Source organism: Streptomyces sp. JK94, assembly GCF_053613315.1.
The window spans coordinates 199,484-221,172 of sequence record NZ_JBSICH010000015.1; the positions used below are offsets into that span (position 1 = coordinate 199,484).

Annotated in this window: 31 protein-coding genes; 30 read left to right on the forward strand and 1 reads right to left on the reverse strand. The window is 68.8% G+C overall.

What is annotated here, in order from left to right:
• Nucleotides 1-12 precede the first annotated feature (12 nt).
• The 26 genes from rpsS to truA all read left to right on the forward strand — a co-directional run bounded on the left by rpsS (nucleotide 13) and on the right by truA (nucleotide 14,862).
• Nucleotides 13-294: a 30S ribosomal protein S19 gene (gene rpsS, locus ACVV2G_RS15430; RefSeq protein WP_055418366.1), complete on the forward strand. Its 282-nt coding sequence runs from the start codon at nucleotides 13-15 to the stop codon at nucleotides 292-294.
• 44 nt (nucleotides 295-338) lie between these two features.
• Nucleotides 339-686 carry a 50S ribosomal protein L22 gene (rplV, locus tag ACVV2G_RS15435; protein ID WP_216719821.1) on the forward strand — a complete coding sequence of 116 codons (348 nt, stop codon included), beginning with the start codon at nucleotides 339-341 and terminating at the stop codon, nucleotides 684-686.
• Nucleotides 686-1,525: a 30S ribosomal protein S3 gene (gene rpsC / locus ACVV2G_RS15440; protein ID WP_055418365.1), complete on the forward strand. Its 840-nt coding sequence runs from the start codon at nucleotides 686-688 to the stop codon at nucleotides 1,523-1,525. The genes rplV and rpsC overlap by 1 nt, the downstream gene beginning before the upstream one ends.
• Nucleotides 1,526-1,530: 5 nt before the next feature.
• Nucleotides 1,531-1,950: a 50S ribosomal protein L16 gene (gene rplP, locus ACVV2G_RS15445; protein ID WP_003974260.1), complete on the forward strand. Its 420-nt coding sequence runs from the start codon at nucleotides 1,531-1,533 to the stop codon at nucleotides 1,948-1,950.
• Nucleotides 1,950-2,174, forward strand: coding sequence for a 50S ribosomal protein L29 (gene rpmC / locus ACVV2G_RS15450; protein WP_003998824.1), 225 nt, complete (start codon nucleotides 1,950-1,952; stop codon nucleotides 2,172-2,174). Before rplP ends, rpmC begins: the two co-directional genes overlap by 1 nt.
• A complete protein-coding gene (rpsQ, locus tag ACVV2G_RS15455; protein ID WP_391969951.1) occupies nucleotides 2,174-2,461 on the forward strand; it encodes a 30S ribosomal protein S17 in 288 nt (95 codons plus the stop codon). Before rpmC ends, rpsQ begins: the two co-directional genes overlap by 1 nt.
• 101 nt (nucleotides 2,462-2,562) lie before the next feature.
• Nucleotides 2,563-2,931, forward strand: a complete 369-nt coding sequence (gene rplN, locus ACVV2G_RS15460; protein WP_030831680.1) for a 50S ribosomal protein L14 — start codon at nucleotides 2,563-2,565, stop codon at nucleotides 2,929-2,931.
• A 2-nt stretch (nucleotides 2,932-2,933) separates the two neighbouring features.
• Nucleotides 2,934-3,257, forward strand: coding sequence for a 50S ribosomal protein L24 (gene rplX / locus ACVV2G_RS15465; protein WP_003974256.1), 324 nt, complete (start codon nucleotides 2,934-2,936; stop codon nucleotides 3,255-3,257).
• Nucleotides 3,257-3,814: a 50S ribosomal protein L5 gene (gene rplE, locus ACVV2G_RS15470; protein ID WP_003974255.1), complete on the forward strand. Its 558-nt coding sequence runs from the start codon at nucleotides 3,257-3,259 to the stop codon at nucleotides 3,812-3,814. The genes rplX and rplE overlap by 1 nt, the downstream gene beginning before the upstream one ends.
• Before the next feature lie 5 nt (nucleotides 3,815-3,819).
• The gene (locus ACVV2G_RS15475; protein ID WP_003948630.1) at nucleotides 3,820-4,005 is read left to right on the forward strand and encodes a type Z 30S ribosomal protein S14; all 186 of its coding nucleotides are present in this window, start codon (nucleotides 3,820-3,822) and stop codon (nucleotides 4,003-4,005) included.
• 235 nt (nucleotides 4,006-4,240) lie between these two features.
• The gene (gene rpsH, locus ACVV2G_RS15480) at nucleotides 4,241-4,639 is read left to right on the forward strand and encodes a 30S ribosomal protein S8 (RefSeq protein ID WP_026248232.1); all 399 of its coding nucleotides are present in this window, start codon (nucleotides 4,241-4,243) and stop codon (nucleotides 4,637-4,639) included.
• Nucleotides 4,640-4,663: 24 nt separating this feature from the next.
• Nucleotides 4,664-5,203, forward strand: coding sequence for a 50S ribosomal protein L6 (rplF, locus tag ACVV2G_RS15485; RefSeq protein ID WP_053135632.1), 540 nt, complete (start codon nucleotides 4,664-4,666; stop codon nucleotides 5,201-5,203).
• 3 nt (nucleotides 5,204-5,206) lie between these two features.
• Nucleotides 5,207-5,590: a 50S ribosomal protein L18 gene (gene rplR / locus ACVV2G_RS15490; RefSeq protein ID WP_453843257.1), complete on the forward strand. Its 384-nt coding sequence runs from the start codon at nucleotides 5,207-5,209 to the stop codon at nucleotides 5,588-5,590.
• Between the two features lie 41 nt (nucleotides 5,591-5,631).
• Nucleotides 5,632-6,237 carry a 30S ribosomal protein S5 gene (gene rpsE / locus ACVV2G_RS15495; protein ID WP_055418360.1) on the forward strand — a complete coding sequence of 202 codons (606 nt, stop codon included), beginning with the start codon at nucleotides 5,632-5,634 and terminating at the stop codon, nucleotides 6,235-6,237.
• Between the two features lie 2 nt (nucleotides 6,238-6,239).
• On the forward strand, nucleotides 6,240-6,422 hold the full coding sequence (gene rpmD / locus ACVV2G_RS15500; RefSeq protein WP_003974250.1) for a 50S ribosomal protein L30: 183 nt from the start codon (nucleotides 6,240-6,242) through the stop codon (nucleotides 6,420-6,422).
• Between the two features lie 2 nt (nucleotides 6,423-6,424).
• Nucleotides 6,425-6,880 carry a 50S ribosomal protein L15 gene (rplO, locus tag ACVV2G_RS15505; protein ID WP_043381011.1) on the forward strand — a complete coding sequence of 152 codons (456 nt, stop codon included), beginning with the start codon at nucleotides 6,425-6,427 and terminating at the stop codon, nucleotides 6,878-6,880.
• 242 nt (nucleotides 6,881-7,122) lie between these two features.
• Nucleotides 7,123-8,436, forward strand: a complete 1,314-nt coding sequence (gene secY, locus ACVV2G_RS15510; protein ID WP_453843258.1) for a preprotein translocase subunit SecY — start codon at nucleotides 7,123-7,125, stop codon at nucleotides 8,434-8,436.
• Nucleotides 8,436-9,089: an adenylate kinase gene (locus ACVV2G_RS15515; RefSeq protein ID WP_453843259.1), complete on the forward strand. Its 654-nt coding sequence runs from the start codon at nucleotides 8,436-8,438 to the stop codon at nucleotides 9,087-9,089. Before secY ends, ACVV2G_RS15515 begins: the two co-directional genes overlap by 1 nt.
• Before the next feature lie 129 nt (nucleotides 9,090-9,218).
• Complete coding sequence (gene map, locus ACVV2G_RS15520) at nucleotides 9,219-10,055, forward strand: type I methionyl aminopeptidase (RefSeq protein ID WP_453843260.1); 837 nt, start codon at nucleotides 9,219-9,221, stop codon at nucleotides 10,053-10,055.
• Nucleotides 10,056-10,559: 504 nt separating this feature from the next.
• A complete protein-coding gene (gene infA / locus ACVV2G_RS15525; protein ID WP_003948620.1) occupies nucleotides 10,560-10,781 on the forward strand; it encodes a translation initiation factor IF-1 in 222 nt (73 codons plus the stop codon).
• 68 nt (nucleotides 10,782-10,849) lie between these two features.
• Nucleotides 10,850-10,963 carry a 50S ribosomal protein L36 gene (rpmJ, locus tag ACVV2G_RS15530; protein ID WP_003974245.1) on the forward strand — a complete coding sequence of 38 codons (114 nt, stop codon included), beginning with the start codon at nucleotides 10,850-10,852 and terminating at the stop codon, nucleotides 10,961-10,963.
• Between the two features lie 195 nt (nucleotides 10,964-11,158).
• A complete protein-coding gene (gene rpsM / locus ACVV2G_RS15535) occupies nucleotides 11,159-11,539 on the forward strand; it encodes a 30S ribosomal protein S13 (RefSeq protein WP_003974244.1) in 381 nt (126 codons plus the stop codon).
• 64 nt (nucleotides 11,540-11,603) lie between these two features.
• Nucleotides 11,604-12,008, forward strand: a complete 405-nt coding sequence (rpsK, locus tag ACVV2G_RS15540) for a 30S ribosomal protein S11 (protein WP_003948617.1) — start codon at nucleotides 11,604-11,606, stop codon at nucleotides 12,006-12,008.
• Nucleotides 12,009-12,137: 129 nt separating this feature from the next.
• Complete coding sequence (locus ACVV2G_RS15545; RefSeq protein WP_003966937.1) at nucleotides 12,138-13,160, forward strand: DNA-directed RNA polymerase subunit alpha; 1,023 nt, start codon at nucleotides 12,138-12,140, stop codon at nucleotides 13,158-13,160.
• Nucleotides 13,161-13,347: 187 nt separating this feature from the next.
• Complete coding sequence (gene rplQ, locus ACVV2G_RS15550) at nucleotides 13,348-13,866, forward strand: 50S ribosomal protein L17 (protein WP_453843261.1); 519 nt, start codon at nucleotides 13,348-13,350, stop codon at nucleotides 13,864-13,866.
• Nucleotides 13,867-14,007: 141 nt separating this feature from the next.
• Nucleotides 14,008-14,862 carry a tRNA pseudouridine(38-40) synthase TruA gene (gene truA, locus ACVV2G_RS15555; protein WP_453843262.1) on the forward strand — a complete coding sequence of 285 codons (855 nt, stop codon included), beginning with the start codon at nucleotides 14,008-14,010 and terminating at the stop codon, nucleotides 14,860-14,862.
• Nucleotides 14,863-14,879: 17 nt separating this feature from the next.
• Here truA and ACVV2G_RS15560 read toward each other — a convergent pair whose 3' ends face one another.
• Nucleotides 14,880-15,863, reverse strand: coding sequence for a hypothetical protein (locus tag ACVV2G_RS15560; RefSeq protein WP_453843263.1), 984 nt, complete (start codon nucleotides 15,861-15,863; stop codon nucleotides 14,880-14,882).
• Between the two features lie 17 nt (nucleotides 15,864-15,880).
• On the opposite strand from ACVV2G_RS15560, the gene ACVV2G_RS15565 reads away from it, so the two are divergent.
• The 4 genes from ACVV2G_RS15565 (at nucleotide 15,881) to ACVV2G_RS15580 (ending at nucleotide 21,674) form a co-directional block, all read left to right on the forward strand.
• The gene (locus tag ACVV2G_RS15565) at nucleotides 15,881-17,059 is read left to right on the forward strand and encodes a CapA family protein (protein WP_453843264.1); all 1,179 of its coding nucleotides are present in this window, start codon (nucleotides 15,881-15,883) and stop codon (nucleotides 17,057-17,059) included.
• Between the two features lie 206 nt (nucleotides 17,060-17,265).
• Nucleotides 17,266-19,509 (forward strand): HAMP domain-containing protein, encoded by a 2,244-nt coding sequence (locus tag ACVV2G_RS15570; RefSeq protein WP_453843265.1) that lies wholly within the window; start codon nucleotides 17,266-17,268, stop codon nucleotides 19,507-19,509.
• Nucleotides 19,510-19,515: 6 nt separating this feature from the next.
• A complete protein-coding gene (gene pgsB, locus ACVV2G_RS15575; protein ID WP_453843266.1) occupies nucleotides 19,516-21,195 on the forward strand; it encodes a poly-gamma-glutamate synthase PgsB in 1,680 nt (559 codons plus the stop codon).
• Entirely contained in the window at nucleotides 21,192-21,674 is a 483-nt protein-coding gene (locus ACVV2G_RS15580; protein WP_184761006.1) for a poly-gamma-glutamate biosynthesis protein PgsC/CapC, read from the forward strand. Before pgsB ends, ACVV2G_RS15580 begins: the two co-directional genes overlap by 4 nt.
• Nucleotides 21,675-21,689 lie beyond the last annotated feature (15 nt).

A 21,689-nucleotide genomic window follows, 5' to 3' on the forward strand; every position in this document is an offset into this window, starting at 1 on the left:
GGACGGGTTGAGATGCCTCGTAGCTTGAAGAAGGGACCCTTCGTCGACGACCACCTGATCAAGAAGGTGGACACGCAGAACGAAGCCGGTTCCAAGAACGTCATCAAGACCTGGTCCCGTCGCTCGATGATCGTCCCGGCGATGCTCGGCCACACGATCGCGGTGCACAACGGCAAGACCCACATCCCGGTGTTTGTCACCGAGTCCATGGTCGGCCACAAGCTCGGCGAGTTCTCGCCGACGCGCACCTTCCGGGGTCACGTCAAGGACGACCGGAAGTCGAAGCGCCGCTAGTCAGCGGGGTGTGAAAGATCATGACAAACACTGAAGGGACAACCATGGAAGCCAGGGCCCAGGCGCGGTACATCCGCGTCACGCCCATGAAGGCCCGCCGCGTGGTGGACCTCATCCGTGGCATGGATGCCACGGAGGCTCAGGCGGTCCTGCGTTTCGCCCCGCAGGCCGCGAGCGTGCCGGTCGGCAAGGTGCTGGACAGCGCCATCGCCAACGCCGCGCACAACTACGACCACACCGACGCCGACAGCCTCTTCATTTCCGAGGCCTTCGTCGACGAGGGCCCGACCCTGAAGCGGTTCCGGCCGCGCGCCCAGGGCCGCGCCTACCGGATCCGCAAGCGGACCAGCCACATCACCGTGGTCGTCAGCAGCAAGGAAGGAACCCGGTAATGGGCCAGAAGGTAAACCCGCACGGGTTCCGGCTCGGTGTCACGACCGACTTCAAGTCGCGTTGGTACGCCGACAAGCTGTACAAGGACTACGTCAAGGAAGACGTCGCCATCCGTCGGATGATGACGTCCGGCATGGAGCGCGCCGGCATCTCGAAGGTGGAGATCGAGCGCACCCGTGACCGCGTGCGGGTGGACATCCACACCGCTCGTCCCGGCATCGTCATCGGCCGCCGCGGCGCCGAGGCCGACCGCATCCGCGGTGACCTGGAGAAGCTGACCGGCAAGCAGGTCCAGCTGAACATCCTCGAGGTCAAGAGCCCGGAGACGGACGCTCAGCTGGTGGCCCAGGCCGTCGCCGAGCAGCTCTCCTCGCGCGTCTCCTTCCGTCGTGCCATGCGCAAGAGCATGCAGGGCACGATGAAGGCCGGCGCCAAGGGCATCAAGATCCAGTGCGGTGGCCGCCTCGGCGGCGCCGAGATGTCCCGCTCGGAGTTCTACCGCGAGGGCCGCGTGCCCCTGCACACGCTCCGCGCGAACGTGGACTACGGCTTCTTCGAGGCCAAGACGACCTTCGGCCGCATCGGCGTGAAGGTCTGGATCTACAAGGGCGACGTCAAGAACATCGCCGAGGTCCGCGCCGAGAACGCCGCTGCCCGCGCCGGCAACCGCCCGGCCCGTGGTGGCAACGACCGCCCGGCCCGTGGTGGCCGCGGTGGCGAGCGTGGCGGTCGCGGTCGCAAGCCGCAGCAGCAGTCCGCGCCGGCTGCCGAGGCCCCCAAGGCCGACGCTCCCGCCGCCGCTGCCGCTCCGGCTGAGAGCACCGGAACGGAGGCCTGACCGAAATGCTGATCCCCCGTAGGGTCAAGCACCGCAAGCAGCACCACCCGAAGCGCCGTGGCATGGCCAAGGGCGGTACGCAGGTTGCGTTCGGCGAGTACGGCATCCAGGCCCTCACGCCGGCGTACGTGACCAACCGCCAGATCGAGGCGGCCCGTATCGCGATGACCCGCCACATCAAGCGTGGCGGCAAGGTCTGGATCAACATCTACCCGGACCGCCCGCTCACGAAGAAGCCGGCCGAGACCCGCATGGGTTCCGGTAAGGGTTCCCCGGAGTGGTGGATCGCGAACGTGCACCCGGGTCGGGTCATGTTCGAGCTGTCCTACCCCAACGAGAAGATCGCCCGTGAGGCGCTGACTCGTGCGGCCCACAAGCTGCCGATGAAGTGCCGGATCGTCAAGCGCGAGGCAGGTGAAGCGTGATGTCGGCCGGTACCAAGGCGTCCGAGCTGCGCGAACTGGGTGACGAGGAGCTTCTGGCGAAGCTCCGCGAAGCCAAGGAAGAGCTGTTCAACCTCCGCTTCCAGGCGGCGACGGGTCAGCTCGAGAACCACGGTCGGCTCAAGGCCGTCCGCAAGGACATCGCGCGGATCTACACCCTGATGCGTGAGCGCGAGCTGGGCATCGAGACGGTGGAGAGCGCCTGATGAGCGAGAGCAACGTGACTGAGAACAACACCGAAGCACGCGGCTTCCGCAAGACCCGCGAGGGTCTTGTCGTCAGCGACAAGATGGACAAGACCGTCGTCGTCGCCGTCGAGGACCGCGTCAAGCACGCGCTGTACGGCAAGGTCATCCGCCGTACCAGCAAGCTCAAGGCCCACGACGAGCAGAACGCCGCGGGTGTCGGCGACCGCGTCCTCCTCATGGAGACCCGGCCGCTGTCCGCGACGAAGCGCTGGCGCGTCGTCGAGGTCCTCGAGAAGGCCAAGTAACTCCTGCGGGGCAAACCCACGCAGGTCAGTTCCGCCAGGCTCGGCAGGGGCCCTCGTACCGAGGCCCCTGCCGGGAACCGGCAGACAATCAGGAGATAGACGTGATCCAGCAGGAGTCGCGGCTGCGTGTCGCCGACAACACGGGTGCGAAGGAAGTCCTCTGCATCCGTGTGCTCGGTGGCTCCGGCCGCCGCTACGCGGGTATCGGTGACGTCATCGTCGCCACCGTCAAGGACGCGATCCCCGGTGGCAACGTGAAGAAGGGTGACGTCGTCAAGGCGGTCATCGTTCGCACCGTCAAGGAGCGCCGCCGTCCGGACGGCTCGTACATCCGCTTCGACGAGAACGCCGCCGTCATTCTGAAGAACGACGGCGACCCTCGCGGCACCCGTATCTTCGGCCCCGTCGGCCGTGAGCTGCGCGAGAAGAAGTTCATGAAGATCATCTCCCTCGCGCCGGAGGTGCTGTGAGCATGAAGATCAAGAAGGGCGACCTGGTCCAGGTCATCACCGGTAAGGACAAGGGCAAGCAGGGCAAGGTCATCGCGGCCTTCCCCCGTGAGGACCGTGTCCTGGTCGAGGGTGTCAACCGGGTCAAGAAGCACACCAAGGCCGGGCCGACCGCTCGCGGTTCGCAGGCCGGCGGCATCGTGACCACCGAGGCCCCGATCCACGTCTCCAACGTCCAGCTGGTCGTGGAGAAGGACGGCAACAAGGTCGTCACGCGCGTCGGTTACCGCTTCGACGACGAGGGCAACAAGGTTCGCGTTGCCAAGCGGACGGGTGAGGACATCTGATGGCTACCACCACCACTCCGCGTCTCAAGACGAAGTACCGCGAGGAGATCGCGGGCAAGCTGCGTGAGGAGTTCTCGTACGAGAACGTCATGCAGATCCCCGGCCTCGTCAAGATCGTGGTCAACATGGGTGTGGGCGACGCCGCCCGCGACTCCAAGCTGATCGAGGGCGCCATCCGCGACCTCACCACGATCACCGGACAGAAGCCGGCCGTCACCAAGGCCCGCAAGTCCATCGCGCAGTTCAAGCTGCGCGAGGGCCAGCCGATCGGTGCCCACGTCACGCTCCGTGGCGACCGCATGTGGGAGTTCCTCGACCGCACCCTGTCGCTCGCGCTGCCGCGCATCCGCGACTTCCGCGGCCTGTCCCCCAAGCAGTTCGACGGCCGTGGCAACTACACCTTCGGTCTCACCGAGCAGGTCATGTTCCACGAGATCGACCAGGACAAGATCGACCGCACCCGGGGTATGGACATCACCGTGGTGACCACGGCGACCAACGACGCTGAGGGCCGCGCGCTCCTTCGTCACCTCGGCTTCCCCTTCAAGGAGGCGTGAGCGAGATGGCGAAGAAGGCTCTGATTGCCAAGGCTGCTCGCAAGCCCAAGTTCGGTGTACGCGGCTACACGCGCTGCCAGCGCTGCGGCCGTCCGCACTCCGTCTACCGCAAGTTCGGCCTGTGCCGCGTGTGCCTTCGTGAGATGGCTCACCGTGGCGAGCTGCCGGGCGTGACCAAGAGCTCCTGGTAATCCGGTAATTCCGGGTTATTCAGACTCTCGGTAAGCATCTGGGTCGGCAGGGGCCCGTCCTCACATGCCTTAGGCTTGTGTGGTTGGGCGTCTGCCGCCCGTACGCCCGCGGGCCGAGCCCGCAAATGACTGCTTACTACGCCGTAGGTCCACCGCGCCGCACCCGTCCCGTCTCGGATCGGGGAGAGGGATGGCGCACCAGGAAACCCCGGCGAGAGAGGCCGAAGGCCAATTCATGACCATGACTGATCCGATCGCAGACATGCTTACGCGTCTGCGGAACGCGAACTCGGCGTACCACGACTCCGTGACGATGCCGGCGTCCAAGATCAAGTCTCACATCGCGGAGATCCTCCAGCAGGAGGGCTTCATCACGGGCTGGAAGACCGAGGACGCCGAGGTCGGCAAGAACCTCGTCCTCGAGCTGAAGTTCGGCCCGAACCGTGAGCGCTCCATCGCGGGCATCAAGCGGATCTCCAAGCCCGGTCTCCGGGTGTACGCGAAGTCCACCAACCTGCCCAAGGTGCTGGGTGGCCTCGGCGTGGCGATCATCTCCACGTCGCACGGGCTCCTCACCGACAAGCAGGCCGGCAAGAAGGGCGTAGGCGGAGAAGTCCTCGCCTACGTCTGGTAGCGGAAGGGAACGGAGGAAACAGCTATGTCGCGCATCGGCAAGCTCCCCATCGCGGTTCCCGCCGGCGTGGACGTCACCATCGACGGCCGTACGGTCTCGGTCAAGGGCCCGAAGGGCTCGCTGACTCACACCGTCGTGGCGCCGATCGACATCGCCAAGGGTGAGGACGGCGTGCTGAGCGTCACCCGCCCCAACGACGAGCGTCAGAGCAAGGCCCTGCACGGCCTGTCCCGCACGCTGGTGGCGAACATGATCACCGGCGTGACCCAGGGTTACGTGAAGAAGCTCGAGATCAGCGGTGTCGGTTACCGCGTGCTCGCCAAGGGTTCGAACCTGGAGTTCTCCCTCGGCTACAGCCACCCGATCCTGGTCGAGGCCCCCGAGGGCATCACCTTCAAGGTGGAGTCCCCGACCCGTTTCTCGGTCGAGGGCATCGACAAGCAGAAGGTCGGCGAGGTTGCGGCCAACATCCGCAAGCTGCGCAAGCCCGACCCGTACAAGGCCAAGGGCGTCAAGTACGAGGGCGAAGTCATCCGCCGCAAGGTCGGAAAGGCGGGTAAGTAAGCCATGGCATACGGACAGAAGATCCTCAAGGGCGACGCCTACAAGCGCGCCGCGATCAAGCGCCGTCACATCCGGATTCGCAAGAATCTCTCGGGTACGGCGGAGCGTCCTCGTCTGGTCGTTACCCGCTCGAACCGCCACATCGTGGCCCAGGTGATCGACGACATCAAGGGTCACACCCTTGCGTCGGCGTCCACCCTGGACACCTCGATCCGTGGCGGCGAGGCCGACAAGTCGGCGCAGGCCAAGCAGGTCGGCGCCCTGGTCGCCGAGCGTGCCAAGGCCGCCGGTGTCGAGACCGTCGTGTTCGACCGCGGTGGCAACCAGTACGCCGGGCGCATCGCCGCTCTGGCGGACGCCGCCCGCGAAGCCGGCCTGAAGTTCTGAGCCGGTTCCGTAGCTAGCGGAAACAGAGAGAGGTAATTCCAATGGCTGGACCCCAGCGCCGCGGTGGCGGTGCCGGTGGCGGCGAGCGGCGGGACCGGAAGGGTCGCGACGGTGGCAACGCCGCCGCCGAGAAGACCGCGTACGTTGAGCGCGTCGTCGCGATCAACCGCGTCGCCAAGGTTGTGAAGGGTGGTCGTCGCTTCAGCTTCACCGCGCTGGTCGTGGTGGGCGACGGTGACGGCACCGTGGGTGTCGGATACGGCAAGGCCAAGGAGGTGCCGGCCGCCATCGCCAAGGGTGTTGAGGAGGCCAAGAAGCACTTCTTCAAGGTCCCCCGCATCCAGGGCACCATCCCGCACCCCATCCAGGGCGAGAAGGCTGCCGGCGTCGTGCTGCTCAAGCCCGCGTCCCCGGGTACCGGTGTGATCGCCGGTGGTCCGGTGCGCGCCGTGCTCGAGTGCGCCGGTATCCACGACGTGCTGTCGAAGTCGCTCGGCTCCGACAACCAGATCAACATCGTGCACGCGACCGTGGAGGCCCTCAAGGGCCTGCAGCGTCCCGAGGAGATCGCGGCCCGCCGTGGTCTGCCGCTCGAGGACGTCGCTCCCGCGGCTCTTCTCCGTGCACGTGCCGGGGCGGGTGCGTAATCATGGCGCAGCTCAAGATTACGCAGGTCAAGTCCTACATCGGCAGCAAGCAGAACCACCGTGACACCCTGCGTTCCCTTGGTCTCAAGGGGATCAACACGCAGGTCGTCAAGGAGGACCGCCCCGAGTTCCGCGGCATGGTGCACACCGTCCGCCACCTCGTGACGGTCGAGGAGGTCGACTGATCATGGGTGAGCAGAACCCGCTCAAGATCCACAACCTCCGTCCCGCCCCGGGCGCCAAGACCGCCAAGACCCGTGTCGGTCGTGGTGAGGCGTCGAAGGGCAAGACGGCTGGTCGTGGTACCAAGGGTACGAAGGCCCGTTACCAGGTTCCGGAGCGCTTCGAGGGTGGCCAGATGCCCCTCCACATGCGTCTTCCGAAGCTGAAGGGCTTCAAGAACCCGTTCAAGACCGAGTTCCAGGTCGTGAACCTCGACAAGCTGGCCGCGCTGTACCCCGAGGGTGGCGAGGTCACCGTCGAGGGCCTGGTGGCCAAGGGCGCCGTGCGCAAGAACAGCCTCGTCAAGGTCCTCGGCCAGGGCGAGATCTCCGTGGCGCTGCAGGTGACGGTCGACGCCGTCTCCGGCTCCGCCAAGGAGAAGATCACCGCCGCCGGCGGTACCGTCACCGAGCTCGTCTGAGTCCTTCAGGCGTCTCGATGACCTGAGCGATCCCGACCGGGGATGCCCCACAAAAGGGGTATCCCCGGTTGGTCGTTCCAAGGAAAGTACTCCCGCCGGTAAGGTGGCCTGCGCTGCCCTCTTTCACGGGTGCGTCACATGGGGCACCCTGGGCGGCAGTTGACCGTTACTCATTAAGTCGTCAGTCGAATCCTCAAGACCGTCACCCTTGACGCAGTAGCGCGGGGGTCGCAGGAGGCACCGTGCTCACCGCGTTCGCCCGGGCGTTCAAGACGCCCGACCTGCGCAAGAAGCTGCTCTTCACGCTCGGCATCATCGTGGTCTACCGGCTCGGTACCCACATCCCCATCCCAGGCGTCGATTACAAGAACGTCCAGGAGTGTGTGGACCAGGCGTCCGGCAACCAGGGCCTCTTCGGTCTGGTGAACATGTTCAGCGGCGGCGCCCTGCTGCAGATCACGGTCTTCGCGCTCGGCATCATGCCGTACATCACGGCGAGCATCATTCTGCAGCTGCTGACCGTGGTGATCCCGCGTCTGGAAGCCCTGAAGAAGGAGGGGCAGGCGGGCACGGCGAAGATCACGCAGTACACCCGCTACCTGACCATCGCGCTCGCCATCCTGCAGGGCACCGGCCTCGTCGCCACCGCGCGCAGCGGCGCCCTCTTCTCCGGCTGCACCGTCGCCGGTCAGATCGTGCCCGACCAGGCGATCTTCACCACCGTCGTCATGGTGGTCACCATGACCGCCGGTACGGCCGTCGTCATGTGGCTCGGTGAGCTGATCACCGACCGCGGTGTCGGCAACGGCATGTCGATTCTGATGTTCATCTCGATCGCCGCCACCTTCCCGTCCGCCCTGTGGGCCATCAAGGAGCAGGGCGACCTGGCGGGCGGCTGGATCGAGTTCGGCACCGTGATCGCCGTCGGCCTGGTCATGGTCGGCCTGGTGGTCTTCGTGGAGCAGGCCCAGCGCCGCATCCCGGTGCAGTACGCCAAGCGCATGATCGGTCGCCGCTCCTACGGCGGTACCTCGACGTACATCCCGCTCAAGGTGAACCAGGCGGGCGTCATCCCCGTCATCTTCGCCTCGTCGCTCCTCTACATCCCGGCGCTGATCGTCCAGTTCTCCGGCTCGACCGCGGGCTGGGCCACCTGGATCCAGAAGAACCTCGCCGACACGGCCGCGACGCCGCACATCGTTCTGTACTTCTTCCTGATCGTTTTCTTCGCCTTCTTCTACGTGGCCATCTCGTTCAACCCCGAGGAAGTCGCGGACAACATGAAGAAGTATGGTGGCTTCATCCCGGGCATCCGGGCTGGCCGACCGACCGCTGAGTATCTGAGCTACGTACTCAACCGGATCACCTGGCCGGGTTCGCTGTATCTGGGCCTGATCGCTCTCGTCCCCACAATGGCGTTGGCTGGTTTCGGGGCAAACCAGAACTTCCCGTTCGGTGGTACCAGCATCCTCATCATCGTGGGTGTCGGTCTTGAGACGGTGAAGCAGATCGAGAGCCAGCTCCAGCAGCGCAATTACGAAGGGTTCCTCCGCTGATGCGAATCGTCCTCGTCGGGCCGCCGGGTGCTGGGAAGGGTACGCAGGCCACCCGCCTTGCCGAGACGCTGCACATCCCGCACATCTCCACGGGTGACCTGTTCCGCGCGAACATCAGCCGGCAGACCGAACTGGGCAAGCTCGCCAAGTCCTACATGGACGCCGGGAACCTCGTACCGGACGAGGTCACCATCGCCATGGCCAAGGACCGGATGGAGCAGCCCGACGCCGAGGGCGGTTTCCTGCTGGACGGTTTCCCGCGCAACGTCTCCCAGGCGGAGGCGCTGGACGAGCTGCTCGAGACCGAGGACATGAAGCTCGACGCGGTACTGGACCTGGAGGCCCCGGAGGAGGAGGTCGTCAAGCGGATCGCCGGCCGCCGGGTCTGCCGCAACGACTCGGCGCACGTCTTCCACGTGACGTACACGCCGTCGAAGCAGGAGGGCGTCTGCGACGTCTGCGGCGGCGAGCTGTACCAGCGGGACGACGACTCCGAGGAGACGGTCCGCAAGCGGCTCGAGGTCTACCACACGAAGACCGAGCCGATCATCGACTACTACAAGGCGCAGGGCCTGGTCGTCACCATCTCGGCGATGGGACCGGTGAACGAGGTCACGGGCCGGGCGCTGGAGGCGCTCAAGCGCGACAAGTAGTCATCAGCCCCGGCTGCAGCCGCGGTCCCTCGTCCGGGGGCCGCGGCTGAGCTGTGGGAAGGGGCGGTCACCGCCCCGTATCGTTGGAAGCGTTCCCCGCCCCCCAGGTCCAGAAAGGCCGCAGCCCCCATGGTGCAGATCAAGAGCCCCGAGCAGATCGCCAAGATGCGTGAGGCGGGGCTGGTCGTCGCCGCCATCCACGCGGCCACGCGCGAGGCCGCCGTGCCAGGCGCCACCACCAAGGACCTGGACCAGGTCGCCCGCAAGGTGCTGGCGGAGCACGACGCCAAGCCGAACTTCCTGGGCTACGGCGGCTTCCCGGCGACCATCTGCACGTCGGTGAACGAGGTCGTGGTCCACGGCATCCCCTCCGACGACGTGGTCCTCAAGGACGGCGACGTCATCTCCATCGACTGCGGAGCGATCATCGACGGCTGGCACGGCGACGCCGCCTACACGGCCTTCGTCGGCTCCGGCCACTCCCCGGAGCTGGTCGAGCTGTCGCGGGTGACCGAGGAGTCGATGTGGGCGGGTATCGCGGCGATGAAGCAGGGCAACCGGCTCGTGGACGTCTCCCGGGCCATCGAGACGTACATCCGCCGCCAGCCCAAGCCCGGCGGCGGCAAGTACGGGATCATCGAGGACTACGGCGGCCACGGCATCGGCACCGAGATGCACATGGACCCGCACCTGCTGAACTACGTCGACCGCCGGCGCGGCAAGGGCCCCAAGCTGGTCCCCGGCTTCTGCCTGGCCATCGAACCGATGGTCTCCCTCGGCACCCCGCGCACGGAGGTCCTGGAGGACGACTGGACGGTCATCACGACCGACGGCACCTGGTCGTCCCACTGGGAGCACTCCGTGGCGCTGACGGAGCAGGGGCCGCTGGTCCTGACGGCGCCGGACGGCGGCAGGGCGAAGCTCGCGGAGCTGGGCGTCACGGCGGCGCCGGACCCGCTGGCGTGACGACGGCAGCGTGACACCGGCAGCGTGACACCGGCAGCGTGACGACGGTCCCGAGCGGTGTCCGCCCCTCGGGGGCCGGCGCGCCGCCCGACGTCGGTGAGGCGCCCTGGCGCCGAGCCCGCGACAGGGGCGTGGAGGACCGGCCGGACGGCACACGGCCGTCACGACCCGACGGCCCCCGGGCGACCTCCCAGGGCGTCCCGCCGGACGCCCTCCGTGGCGCGGGCGGGGCAGGGGCCGCCGGCCCCGACGGCGCCTGACGAGGGGCGGGGCGAAGCTCGCGGCGCCGGGCGTCGCGACGACGCCGGACCCGCCGCCGGGAGGGTCCCGTCTCCGGGCGGCGCCTCCCGCATGACGATCACCCGGGTGGGGCAGACTTCCTCGTTTCGCCTTTCCGGGTGTGCTGACGTAGACTGACTCGTCGGCTCTCGTGCACCCGCATGCCTGCATGCGCTCGTACGGCGTACGCGAGTCGATCAAGGTAGTCGATTCGAAGGGCGAAGCGTGGCCAAGAAGCAAGGTGCCATCGAGATCGAAGGCACTGTCGTCGAGTCTCTCCCGAACGCCATGTTCAAGGTGGAGCTCCAGAACGGCCACCAGGTCCTGGCACACATCAGCGGCAAGATGCGTATGCACTACATCCGCATCCTCCCTGACGACCGGGTCGTGGTGGAGCTGTCTCCGTACGACCTGACGCGTGGCCGGATCGTCTACCGGTACAAGTAGATCTTGCCCACGTCCCGCGCGGCTCTCGCGTGGGCCCGCCGGCAACTGACCCGGAGAACCTCACACCCATGAAGGTCAAGCCGAGCGTCAAGAAGATCTGCGACAAGTGCAGGGTGATCCGCCGTCACGGTCGGGTCATGGTCATCTGCGACAACCCGCGCCACAAGCAGCGCCAGGGCTGACGTTCGACCGACCGAACCCTCTGCATCTTCTTCGCAGGGATTCGCGCGACGCGAGCTGAATTTGTTCATACGCAGGACCCGGGCGCACCTGCCCGACACCCCCGGTTCGGAGGCCGGGGACCTTGTCCGTACCTAGTACGGCGGACGGGGAGCCGGTCCTGTGGAAGACCTCCGAAGATCACCAGGAGCCATTGAATGGCACGCGTTTCCGGTGTCGACATCCCGCGCGAAAAGCGCGTGGAGATCGCCCTCACCTACGTGTTCGGCATCGGCCGGACGCTTTCGCAGCAGACGCTGGCCGCGACCGGCGTCGACCCGAACACCCGCGTTCGCGACCTCTCCGAGGAGCAGCTCGTCGCGATCCGCGAGTACGTGGACAACAACATCAAGACCGAGGGTGACCTCCGTCGCGAGGTCCAGGCCGACATCCGCCGCAAGGTCGAGATCGGCACGTACCAGGGTCTGCGTCACCGTCGTGGCCTGCCCGTCCGCGGTCAGCGCACCAGCACGAACGCCCGTACCCGCAAGGGTCCGCGTCGCGCGATCGCCGGCAAGAAGAAGCCGGGCAAGAAGTAGTCCTCAGCGGACGCTCATCAGCGGTCTTCGCTGTAGGACCGACCACCTCCCGTAGGAGAACGACATGCCCCCCAAGGGTCGTCAGGGCGCTGCCAAGAAGGTGCGCCGCAAGGAAAAGAAGAACGTCGCTCACGGCCACGCGCACATCAAGAGCACGTTCAACAACACGATCGTGTCCATCACGGACCCGACCGGCAACGTGATCTCCTGGGCCTCCGCCGGCCACGTCGGCTTCAAGGGCTCCCGGAAGTCCACGCCGTTCGCCGCGCAGATGGCCGCCGAGTCGGCTGCCCGTCGCGCGCAGGAGCACGGCATGCGCAAGGTCGACGTCTTCGTCAAGGGCCCGGGTTCCGGTCGTGAGACCGCCATCCGTTCGCTCCAGGCGACCGGCCTCGAGGTCGGCTCGATCCAGGACGTCACCCCGACGCCGCACAACGGCTGCCGTCCGCCGAAGCGTCGTCGCGTCTGACCCGCTTCACCGCTCCATCGCTTCACCAGGGTTTCCGGGCGGTACGGCTCCTTCGGGTCGTACCGCCCGTACCCTTGCAGTAGTAGTCGGGCGTCAAATAGCGGGCGCCCCTGACTGAAGGATCACCACATGCTGATCGCTCAGCGTCCCTCGTTGACCGAAGAGGTCGTCGACGAGTTCCGCTCCCGGTTCGTCATCGAGCCGCTGGAGCCGGGCTTCGGCTACACCCTCGGCAACTCCCTGCGCCGGACCCTCCTGTCCTCGATCCCGGGTGCGGCGGTCACGTCCATCCGCATCGACGGTGTCCTGCACGAGTTCACCACCGTGCCGGGCGTCAAGGAGGACGTCACCGACCTGATCCTCAACATCAAGCAGCTGGTCGTCTCCTCGGAGCACGACGAGCCGGTCGTGATGTACCTGCGCAAGCAGGGCCCGGGTCTGGTCACCGCCGCCGACATCGCGCCCCCGGCCGGTGTCGAGGTGCACAACCCCGACCTCGTCCTCGCCACGCTCAACGGCAAGGGCAAGCTGGAGATGGAGCTGACCGTCGAGCGCGGTCGCGGCTACGTCTCCGCCGTGCAGAACAAGCAGGTCGGTCAGGAGATCGGGCGCATCCCGGTCGACTCGATCTACTCGCCGGTCCTCAAGGTCACGTACAAGGTCGAGGCCACGCGTGTCGAGCAGCGCACCGACTTCGACAAGCTGATCGTCGACGTCGAGACCAAGCAGGCCATGCGTCCGCGCGACGCCATGGCGTCGGCCGGCAAGACCCTGGTCGAGCTGTTCGGTCTCGCCCGCGAGCTGAACATCGACGCCGAGGGCATCGACATGGGTCCGTCCCCGACGGACGCCGCGCTCGCCGCCGATCTGGCGCTGCCGATCGAGGAGCTGGAGCTCACCGTCCGGTCGTACAACTGCCTCAAGCGCGAGGGCATCCACTCCGTGGGTGAGCTGGTGGCGCGGTCCGAGGCCGACCTGCTCGACATCCGCAACTTCGGTGCGAAGTCGATCGACGAGGTCAAGGCCAAGCTCGCGGGCATGGGTCTGGCGCTCAAGGACTCGCCTCCCGGATTCGACCCGACCGCCGCGGCCGACGCCTTCGGTGCGGACGACGACGCGGACGCGGGCTTCGTCGAGACCGAGCAGTACTGAGCGCTCGGGACTCGCGGTTCGTACGCGGGCGCGGGTGGGCCGCCGACGGCGGCCAGGCCGCACGCCGGCACCGCTCCGCGCCCTTTCCAGGCCCCTTCGGGGGCCTGGATCTCCGACGGGCGATCGCCCGCTCGGACACTGACTCCGGTACCTGATACGGCCGGGGCAGACACCTAGGAGAAACACCATGCCGAAGCCCACCAAGGGTGCCCGTCTGGGCGGGAGCGCTGCGCACGAGAAGCTGCTCCTCGCGAACCTCGCGAAGTCGCTGTTCGAGCACGGCCGCATCACCACCACCGAGGCGAAGGCGCGCAAGCTGCGTCCGTACGCCGAGCGTCTGGTCACCAAGGCGAAGAAGGGCGACCTTCACAACCGCCGCCAGGTGCTCCAGGTGATCACGGACAAGAGCATCGTCCACACGCTCTTCACCGAGATCGGCCCGCGCTACGAGAACCGTCCCGGTGGCTACACCCGGATCACCAAGATCGGCAACCGCCGTGGCGACAACGCGCCCATGGCCGTCATCGAGCTGGTCGAGGCGCTGACCGTGGCGCAGGAGGCCACCGGCGAGGCCGAGGCCGCGACGAAGCGTGCCGCCAAGGACGCCGGGACCACCGAGGCCACCGAGACCAAGGTCGACACGGCCAAGGTCGACACGGCCAAGGCCGACGACGAGGCCGGTGCCGAGGAGTCGAAGGACGCGTAAGCGTTCTGCCGGGGGCCGCGGGCCGGCGGCTGCGGCTTCGTCGTGGTCGCTCGCGCGGTTCCCCGCGCCCCTTCAGGGCGTTGCGGGCCCGTTCCCTTCGAGGGGCGGGCCCGCTTTCGTGTGTGCTGAGAGGATCTCTGGGTGAGTGACGAAGTTGAGGCCGGGCACGTGCGGCTGCGGCTGGACCTGTCGTACGACGGGACCGCGTTCTCCGGCTGGGCCAAGCAGGCCGGCGGGCGGCGGACCGTGCAGGGCGAGATCGAGGACGCGCTGCGGACGGTCACCCGGTCCGGGGAGACGTACGAGCTGACCGTGGCGGGGCGGACCGACGCCGGGGTGCACGCCCGGGGCCAGGTCGCCCACGTGGACCTGCCGCGCGAGGTCTGGGCCGAGCACCACGTGAAGCTGCTCAAGCGGCTCGCCGGGCGGCTGCCCAGGGACGTGCGCGTGTGGGCCCTCAGGGAGGCGCCGAGCGGCTTCAACGCCCGGTTCTCCGCGGTCTGGCGGCGCTACGCCTACCGGGTCACCGACCACCCCGGCGGCGTCGACCCGCTGCTGCGCGGCCACGTCCTGTGGCACGACTGGCCCCTCGACGTGGACGCGATGAACGAGGCCGCCCGCGGACTGCTGGGCGAGCACGACTTCGCCGCCTACTGCAAGAAGCGGGAGGGGGCCACCACCATCCGGACGCTGCAGGAGCTGAGCCTGCTCCGCGGGGACGACGGGATCGTCACCGCCACCGTCCGGGCCGACGCCTTCTGCCACAACATGGTGCGCTCGCTCATCGGGGCGCTGCTGTTCGTCGGCGACGGCCACCGCGGGCCCGACTGGCCGGCGAAGGTGCTCGCCGCCGGCGTACGGGACTCGGCCGTGCACGTCGTACGGCCGCACGGGCTGACGCTGGAGGAGGTCGGCTACCCGGCCGACGAGCTGTTGGCCGCCCGGAACAGGGAGGCGCGGAACAGGCGGTCCCTGCCGGGGGCCGGCTGCTGCTGAGCGCGGGCGGGTGCCGGTCAGTCCTCCGCCCAGGTGCTGAGCAGTCCGGCGACGGCGTCCCCGGCCTCGTCGGCGTCCCGGCCGTCGCCCCGGGCGTCGGGGGCCAGTTCCAGGTGGACGAAGGTCGCGTGCTGCCGCTGGGCCGCCCGGCCCTGGACATTGGTGGTGCCCTCCAGCGGGCAGCGCGCCGACCAGCCCCGGCAGACCCGCAGCCCGTCCGACTCCATCCGGTCCGCCAGGGCGGAGACCTCGCCGGGGGCGCTCTCGGCGGCACCGGTGGACAGCACCGCGTCGTAGCGGTCCGTGGTCGACTCGGCGAAGCCGTGCAGCTGGATGCCGGGCACACCGCGTTCCTGCAGCTCCAGGACGATGTGGTGGAAGGCGCTGTCCTCGCGGTGGGCCACGTCGGCGGCGTCGCCGCGTCCGGCCCGGCGGTGGGCGCCGGCCAGGACCAGCGCGCCGCCCGGGGTGTCCTCCAGCAGGCGCACGCCCAGCTCCTCGGTGTCCCGGTCGGAGACGGGGTGCGGCACCTGCGCGCTCCAGCGGACACGGGAGTCGGCGTTCAGGTACAGCCGGCCCCACCGGGTACTCTCGCCCGAGCCGGTGGCCGCGATCTCGTCGTAGCGCCGGCCGGAATCGGTGTCGGTGAGCCGGGTGACGCCGAGGCCGACCGGGGCGAGCAGGCGCTCGGCCTCGCGCGCGTTCCCCTCCAGCAGGCTTCCGACGCCGCGGGCCAGCCGGGCGCGCTGCTCGTCGTCGGGCGGGGCGTAGGGGCCGTCGGGGTCCAGGTCCCCCGTGTACGCCAGGATGCGGCCGCGCAGGTCGACCAGCTCACGGGCCTTCGGCTGCGAGGGCTCGGCGGAGGGTTCGGACGACGCCTGACAGCCGGTCAGCGCCAGGATGGCACCGATCAGTCCGAAAACGCACACAAAGCGTGACTGTCTTGTAATGGTAGAGGCAGGGTCAGCTATGAGGCTCATGTGAACATGTTTCGGTGACATTCCGTAAGTCTCTCCGTATGGGTCGTGTCGTAGCGACCTGGGCGGCAGCCGCCCTCGTGACCACGGCGTGCGGCTCCGAGTCCGCGCAGCCGCAGGCGAAGCCGGGCGGGCGCTCGTTCACCGTGGCCGCCGCGGGTGACGTACTCATCCACCCCGAGCTGGTGGAGCAGGCGGCCAAGGACGCCGAGGAGAGCGGTGAGGGCGAGGCCGGGCTGGACTTCGGCCCGCTGCTCGCCGGGGTGGAGCCGGTCGTCAGCGAGGCCGACCTGGCGATCTGTCATATGGAAACTCCCGTCGGCAAGCCCGAGGGCCCCTTCGAGGGGTACCCCGAATTCCTGGTCCCGCCGCAGATCCTGACGGCGTTGAAGGATGTGGGGTACGACACCTGTTCCACGGCCTCCAACCACACCTTCGACCACGGGATGACGGGCGTACGGAACACGCTCGACGCCATGGACGAGGTGGGGCTGGGCCACACGGGGTCGGCGCGTACGCCCGAGGAGGCGGAGCGGATCAACATCCGTGACGTCAACGGTGTCAAGGTCGCGCACCTCGCCTACTCCTGGGAGTCCTTCGTCCACCCCACGCCCAAGAGCGAGGACTGGGCGCTCAACAGCACGGACTGGGACGGGATCACGAAGGCCGAGAGCCGGGCCCGGGACAAGGGCGCCGAGGTGGTCATCCTGTCCGTCCACTGGGGGGCCGAGTACTACAACGAACCGAGCACCTCGCAGATCCGGCTGGCGCAGCGGATCAGTGAGGAGACGGGGATCGACCTGGTCATCGGGCACCACTCCCACGTGGTGCAGCCGATTCAGAAGGTCGACGGGACCTGGGTCGCCTACAGCCTCGGCAACCAGGCGGCCCGGCACTCCACCCCCAGCGGGATCACCGAGGAGGGGGTCATCGGCTGGTTCGAGTTCCGGGAGACGGCGGAGGGGTGGGACGTGACCGCCCGGTACCGCACCACGCTCGTGGAGGTCCCGCCCGAGGCGCAGCCCGGCGAGGAACTGCCGGACGGGGTGGTCGAGGACCACCGGGTGAGGGACGTTCAGGCCGTGCTGGACGAGCCGGGCGACCTCTCCGAGGAGCGGCTCGCCCGCTACCGGCTCGCGGCCGACCGCACCAGCGGGTTCCTCTACAACCGCGGTGCTCCGGGTGGCGACGGCCTGAAGCCGTTGTCCCTGGAGGAGTGACGAGCCACACAGCTCGTTCCGTGCCGAGAGCACAACCTTGTCAGTACTTCTCAGTCTTTCAAGTGATGGCGTCGCACGACCGCAGCAGCGGCGCGTCCAGCGCGCGCTGGACACCCCGTAGCAACCAAGGAAGAAGACAGGTGACATCGAGTCGTGCCGCGCACTCCGGGCGGAAGGGGCGGCGACGCAGCCGCAGACGTGCGGACATGCCGCTTCTGGGCGGCATCCGTCCCCCGATCGCCCTGTTGTGTCTGCTGATCCTCGCGCTGGCCGGACTCACCGCGAAGGTCCTCGGTCCCGGCGATGACGCGCTGGTGCCCAAGGCGGTGCTCACGTCGCAGCAGTACTTCGCGGAGGACGGCGCCATCGCGCTGCGCGCCTCGGTCGACGAACGGGTGACCGACCTCCAGCGCACCGCCGCCGCGCTGAACGCGGGGCCGCGGGTCGAGCCGGAGCGCGTCCTGTCCGACCTCGGGAAGACCTACCAGAAGTGGACCGGCACCACGGTGCTGGACCTGGAGAGCGGGGACGTGCTCGCCGCGCGAGGTGAAAGGATTCCTCTCGCCTGGCTCGACAAGGACGTCCTCACCGGTGAGCACGCCCTCGCCCCGCGCATGGTGCGGCTGGAGACCGGCGACGTCCGCTTGATGACGATGGTGCTCCTCGACTGGAAGGACGGGCCGCAGCAACTGCTGATCGCGTCCAACAGCCTGTCCGTGCCCGCCATCAACATGGGCCCGTTCCGCACCATGTCGGTCGTGGCCCGCGACGGCGAAGTCCTCGCCACGGCCGGGTTCGAGGAGTCCGAGGCGCTCAACTCGGACAAGCAGCGCGAGGAACTGGCCTTCCTCCAGAAGCAGATGTCCCGCCTCGCCGACCAGGCCGCCCAGCGCACCGAGGAACACCCGGTCAGCGCCAGGGAGCCCGGTTCCCGGGGCTACCCCGGCGTCAGCGGGACCCTGCTGGGCGACGACTACGCGGGCAGGGTCACCACCGCCGGGTACGCCTCCCTCGCCTCCTCCGACCCGGAGGAGAAGGACAGCGTCGCCGCGGGCCTCGGGCTCACCGTGGTGGCCATGCTGCCCGTGGTCCAGCAGCAGGATGCCGCCGAGACGGGCCGGGAGCTGTACGGGCTGGTCGTGGCCGGGGCGCTGGTCGTGCTCGGGCTGCTGGCGGCGGCCGTGCTGTGGGCGGCCGTGCAGCGTCCGCTGCTGCGGCTGTTCCTGGAGTCCCGCCGCCTCGCCCGCGGCGATCTGACCCGGCCCGTCGCGGTGCCCCGCTGGGGCGAGGCCGCCCGGATCGGCGCCGCGCTGGAGCGCGTGCGGGCACGGCTCGGCGGCGTCGGCGAAGGGGCCGGCACGGGCGGCGGCAGGGTCCGGTTCGGCGTGCGCGTGCCCCTCGCGGTGACCGCCGTCGTGCTGCTGCTGTGGTGCGTGCCGGTCGGCCTGCTGCTCAACCGCACCGACGGCTCGGTCAGCGTGCCCGCCACCATCGTCAACGACCAGCGCGACCGCACCGACCTGATCGCCGACCGCGTCCGCCGGGCGCTGAACGAGGCCCAGGCCGACCTCGTGTCCACCTCCCGGCTGATCGACGTCGACGATGCGAAGGCCACCGGAGACCTGCTGACCGACGCCCTGGCGGAGCACACCCGCTACCAGGCCCTGTACGTCGTGGACGCCGACGGCCAGGTCGCCGCCCGCGCCGGGGGAGACCCGCACGACTGGAGCGACGACGCGGACCTGCCGCTGGTCCGGGTCTCGGGCGAGGGGGACAAGAAGCCGGTGATCCAGGCGGGCGCCCTCGTGCCCGAGCACAAGGGCGCCACCCTGGTCGGCGAGGTGCGGGTGGAGTTCCTCAACTCGCTGCTGAACCGGCCGGGCCTCGGCGAGGTCCGGGTGGTGGACGCCGACGCGCGGACCGTCGCCGCCAGCGACGGCTTCCTGGCCTTCGAGAAGCTGCCCGGCGACGCCCTGACCGACCTGGTCCGCGCGGGCAACGTACGGGTCGGCGCCGGCCCCGTCGAGAACGGCCTGCTCCTCCGGGACGGCGGCGACGTCACCGTGGCCGCCGCGGCGCCCTTCTCCGGCGGCGGCATCGCCTCCGGCATCGGCTGGACCGTGGTCAGCAGCCAGGACGCCGACCGCTTCGAGATCGCCGCCTACGAGCGCGAGGACCGCAGTGTGCTCGCCGGGCTGCTCGGCCTCGCCGCGATCGTCGTCTGCCTGGGCTGGGTGTACCTGGTCGTCGCCCGTCCGCTGCGGGCCCTGGCCACCAGCGCCGAGAAACTCGCCGACGGAGACCTCAAGACCGTGCACTACCCCCGCTACCAGGACGAGGTCGGGGCCGTCGTCCGCAGCCTCGAACTGCTCCGCCAGCAGCTGCAGGCCCGCCGCCAGAACCAGGCACGCCGGCCCGCCGAGTCCCGGCCCGGCGCCGGAGGAAGGTGATCCCACGTGCTCTACCTGTACTTCGTCCTGCTGGCCGGCAGCCTGTTCCTGCTCGCCGCGGGCATCCTGGAGCAGCGCCGGCACTACGCGGCCCTGCACTCCATCCCCTCCCGCGTCCTCGTCAACGGCATTCGCGGCAAGTCCTCCATCACCCGGCTGTGCGCGGGCGCGCTGCGCGGTGGTGACCTGGTCACCGTGGCCAAGACCACCGGCACGGCCGCCCGCTTCATCCACCCCGACGCCACCGAGGAGCCGGTCTACCGCAAGTTCGGCATCGCCAACGTGGTCGAGCAGATCGGCATCGTCCGCCGGGCGGCCACCTACCGCCCCGACGCGCTGGTCATCGAGTGCATGGCCGTCATGCCGGCCCTCCAGGAGGTCAACCAGAGCAAGCTGATCCGCTCCACGATCGGCGTGCTCTGCAACGTCCGCGAGGACCACCTCGCGGAGATGGGCCCCACCCTGGACGACGTGGCCCGCTCGCTGTGCCGCTCGATGCCCGAGAACGGCATCTGCGTCACCGCCGAGAAGGACCGCTTCCACATCCTCCAGGAGGAGGCGGACGCCCGTAACTGCCAGTTGGTCTACGCGGACCCGGAGATGGTCACCGACGAGGAGCTGCGCGGCTTCAGCTGGTTCACCTTCAAGGAGAACGTGGCGATCGCGCTGGTCGTCGCCGAGCTGGTCGGCGTGGAGCGGCAGGTCGCCCTCCAGGGCATGTACGACGCCCCGCCGGACCCGGGCGTGCTCTCCGTGGAGCGCTACGTGGCGCCCGAGGGCAAGCGGCTCGCCTTCGCCAACGTCTTCGCGGCCAACGACCCCGAGTCGACGCTGATGAACATCAACCAGCTGCTCGACCTGGGCGCCATCCGCCGCCCGCTCAACGTGGTGATCAACTGCCGGCCGGACCGCGTCGAGCGCAACGGGCAGATGGGCGAGATCATCCCCGACCTGCAGCCGGACAACGTCTTCGTGATCGGGCACCCGTCCAAGAGCGCCATCGACGCCATCCCCGCCCAGTGGCGGGAGAAGGCGGTCGACCTGGGCGGCGAGCGTCGGTCGGCCGACGAGTTCATGCCGGCCCTGCTGGACCGCATGTCCGACGGCTCCTCCCTGGTCGCCATCGGCAACATCCACGGTCAGGGCGAGGAACTCCTGGAGTTCCTCGCCGAGCTGCCGGCCGACGACAGCGACGCCGACGACGCCGCTCCGGGCCCCGCCGCCGCGGCTCCCGCCCAGGCGCCGCGCCTGGACCCGTTCGCCTCCTACCCGACGGCCCACGAGGAGCGCTACCAGGCCTCGCAGACCCAGGAGATCCCGGTGGTCCGCATCCCGGCCCAGCCGACGGGACCGTACGGGCGGCAGCACGGCCGGTACGAGCAGGGGCACGACGAGCGGTACGGGCGGCAGGAGCACGAGCAGCAGGAGTACCGGCGGCAGGACTACCCACCGCAGGAGGACCGGCGGCAGGAGTACCAGCCGCAGGAGTACCGGCAGCAGGAGGACCGGCGGCACGAGTACCAGCCGCACGAGTACCGGCAGCAGGAGCACCAGCCGCAGCACTACGAACAGCAGCGGTACGGGCCGTACGCCCCCGCTCCGGCGACCTGGCCGCCTCACGACGAAGCGCACGACGACGACCCCCACGGCGACACCCCCCGCCCACCTGCCCGGAGACCCCGTTGACCACCGCCGCACTCACCCCCGAGATGGCCGCCCTCGGCATCGCCATAGGCCTGTTCTTCTCCCTGCTGTGCTACCTCACCACCAACCTGTCCCCCGGCGGCATGATCACGCCGGGCTGGATCGCGCTGACCCTCATCGAGGACCTCCAGCGCGCGGCCATGATGGTGGGCGTCACGGCGCTGACCTACGCGGGCACCAAGATCATGCAGCGGCTGGTGATCCTCTACGGCAAGCGGCTGTTCGCCGCGGTGGTGCTGCTGGGCGTGCTGCTCCAGGCCACGGTGATGATCGTGCTCTCGATCGAGTTCCCGCTGCTGTACGGCAACCAGACCCTCGGCTTCATCGTGCCCGGCCTCGTCGCCTACCAGATGGTGCGCCAGCCCAAGGGGGCCACCCTGCTGGCCACCGGAACGGTCTCCCTCATGGCCTACATCGTCGTCGCCGCCGGTCTGCTGCTCGGCGTCATGCCCACCGTCTGAGAACCGAGGAGGAGC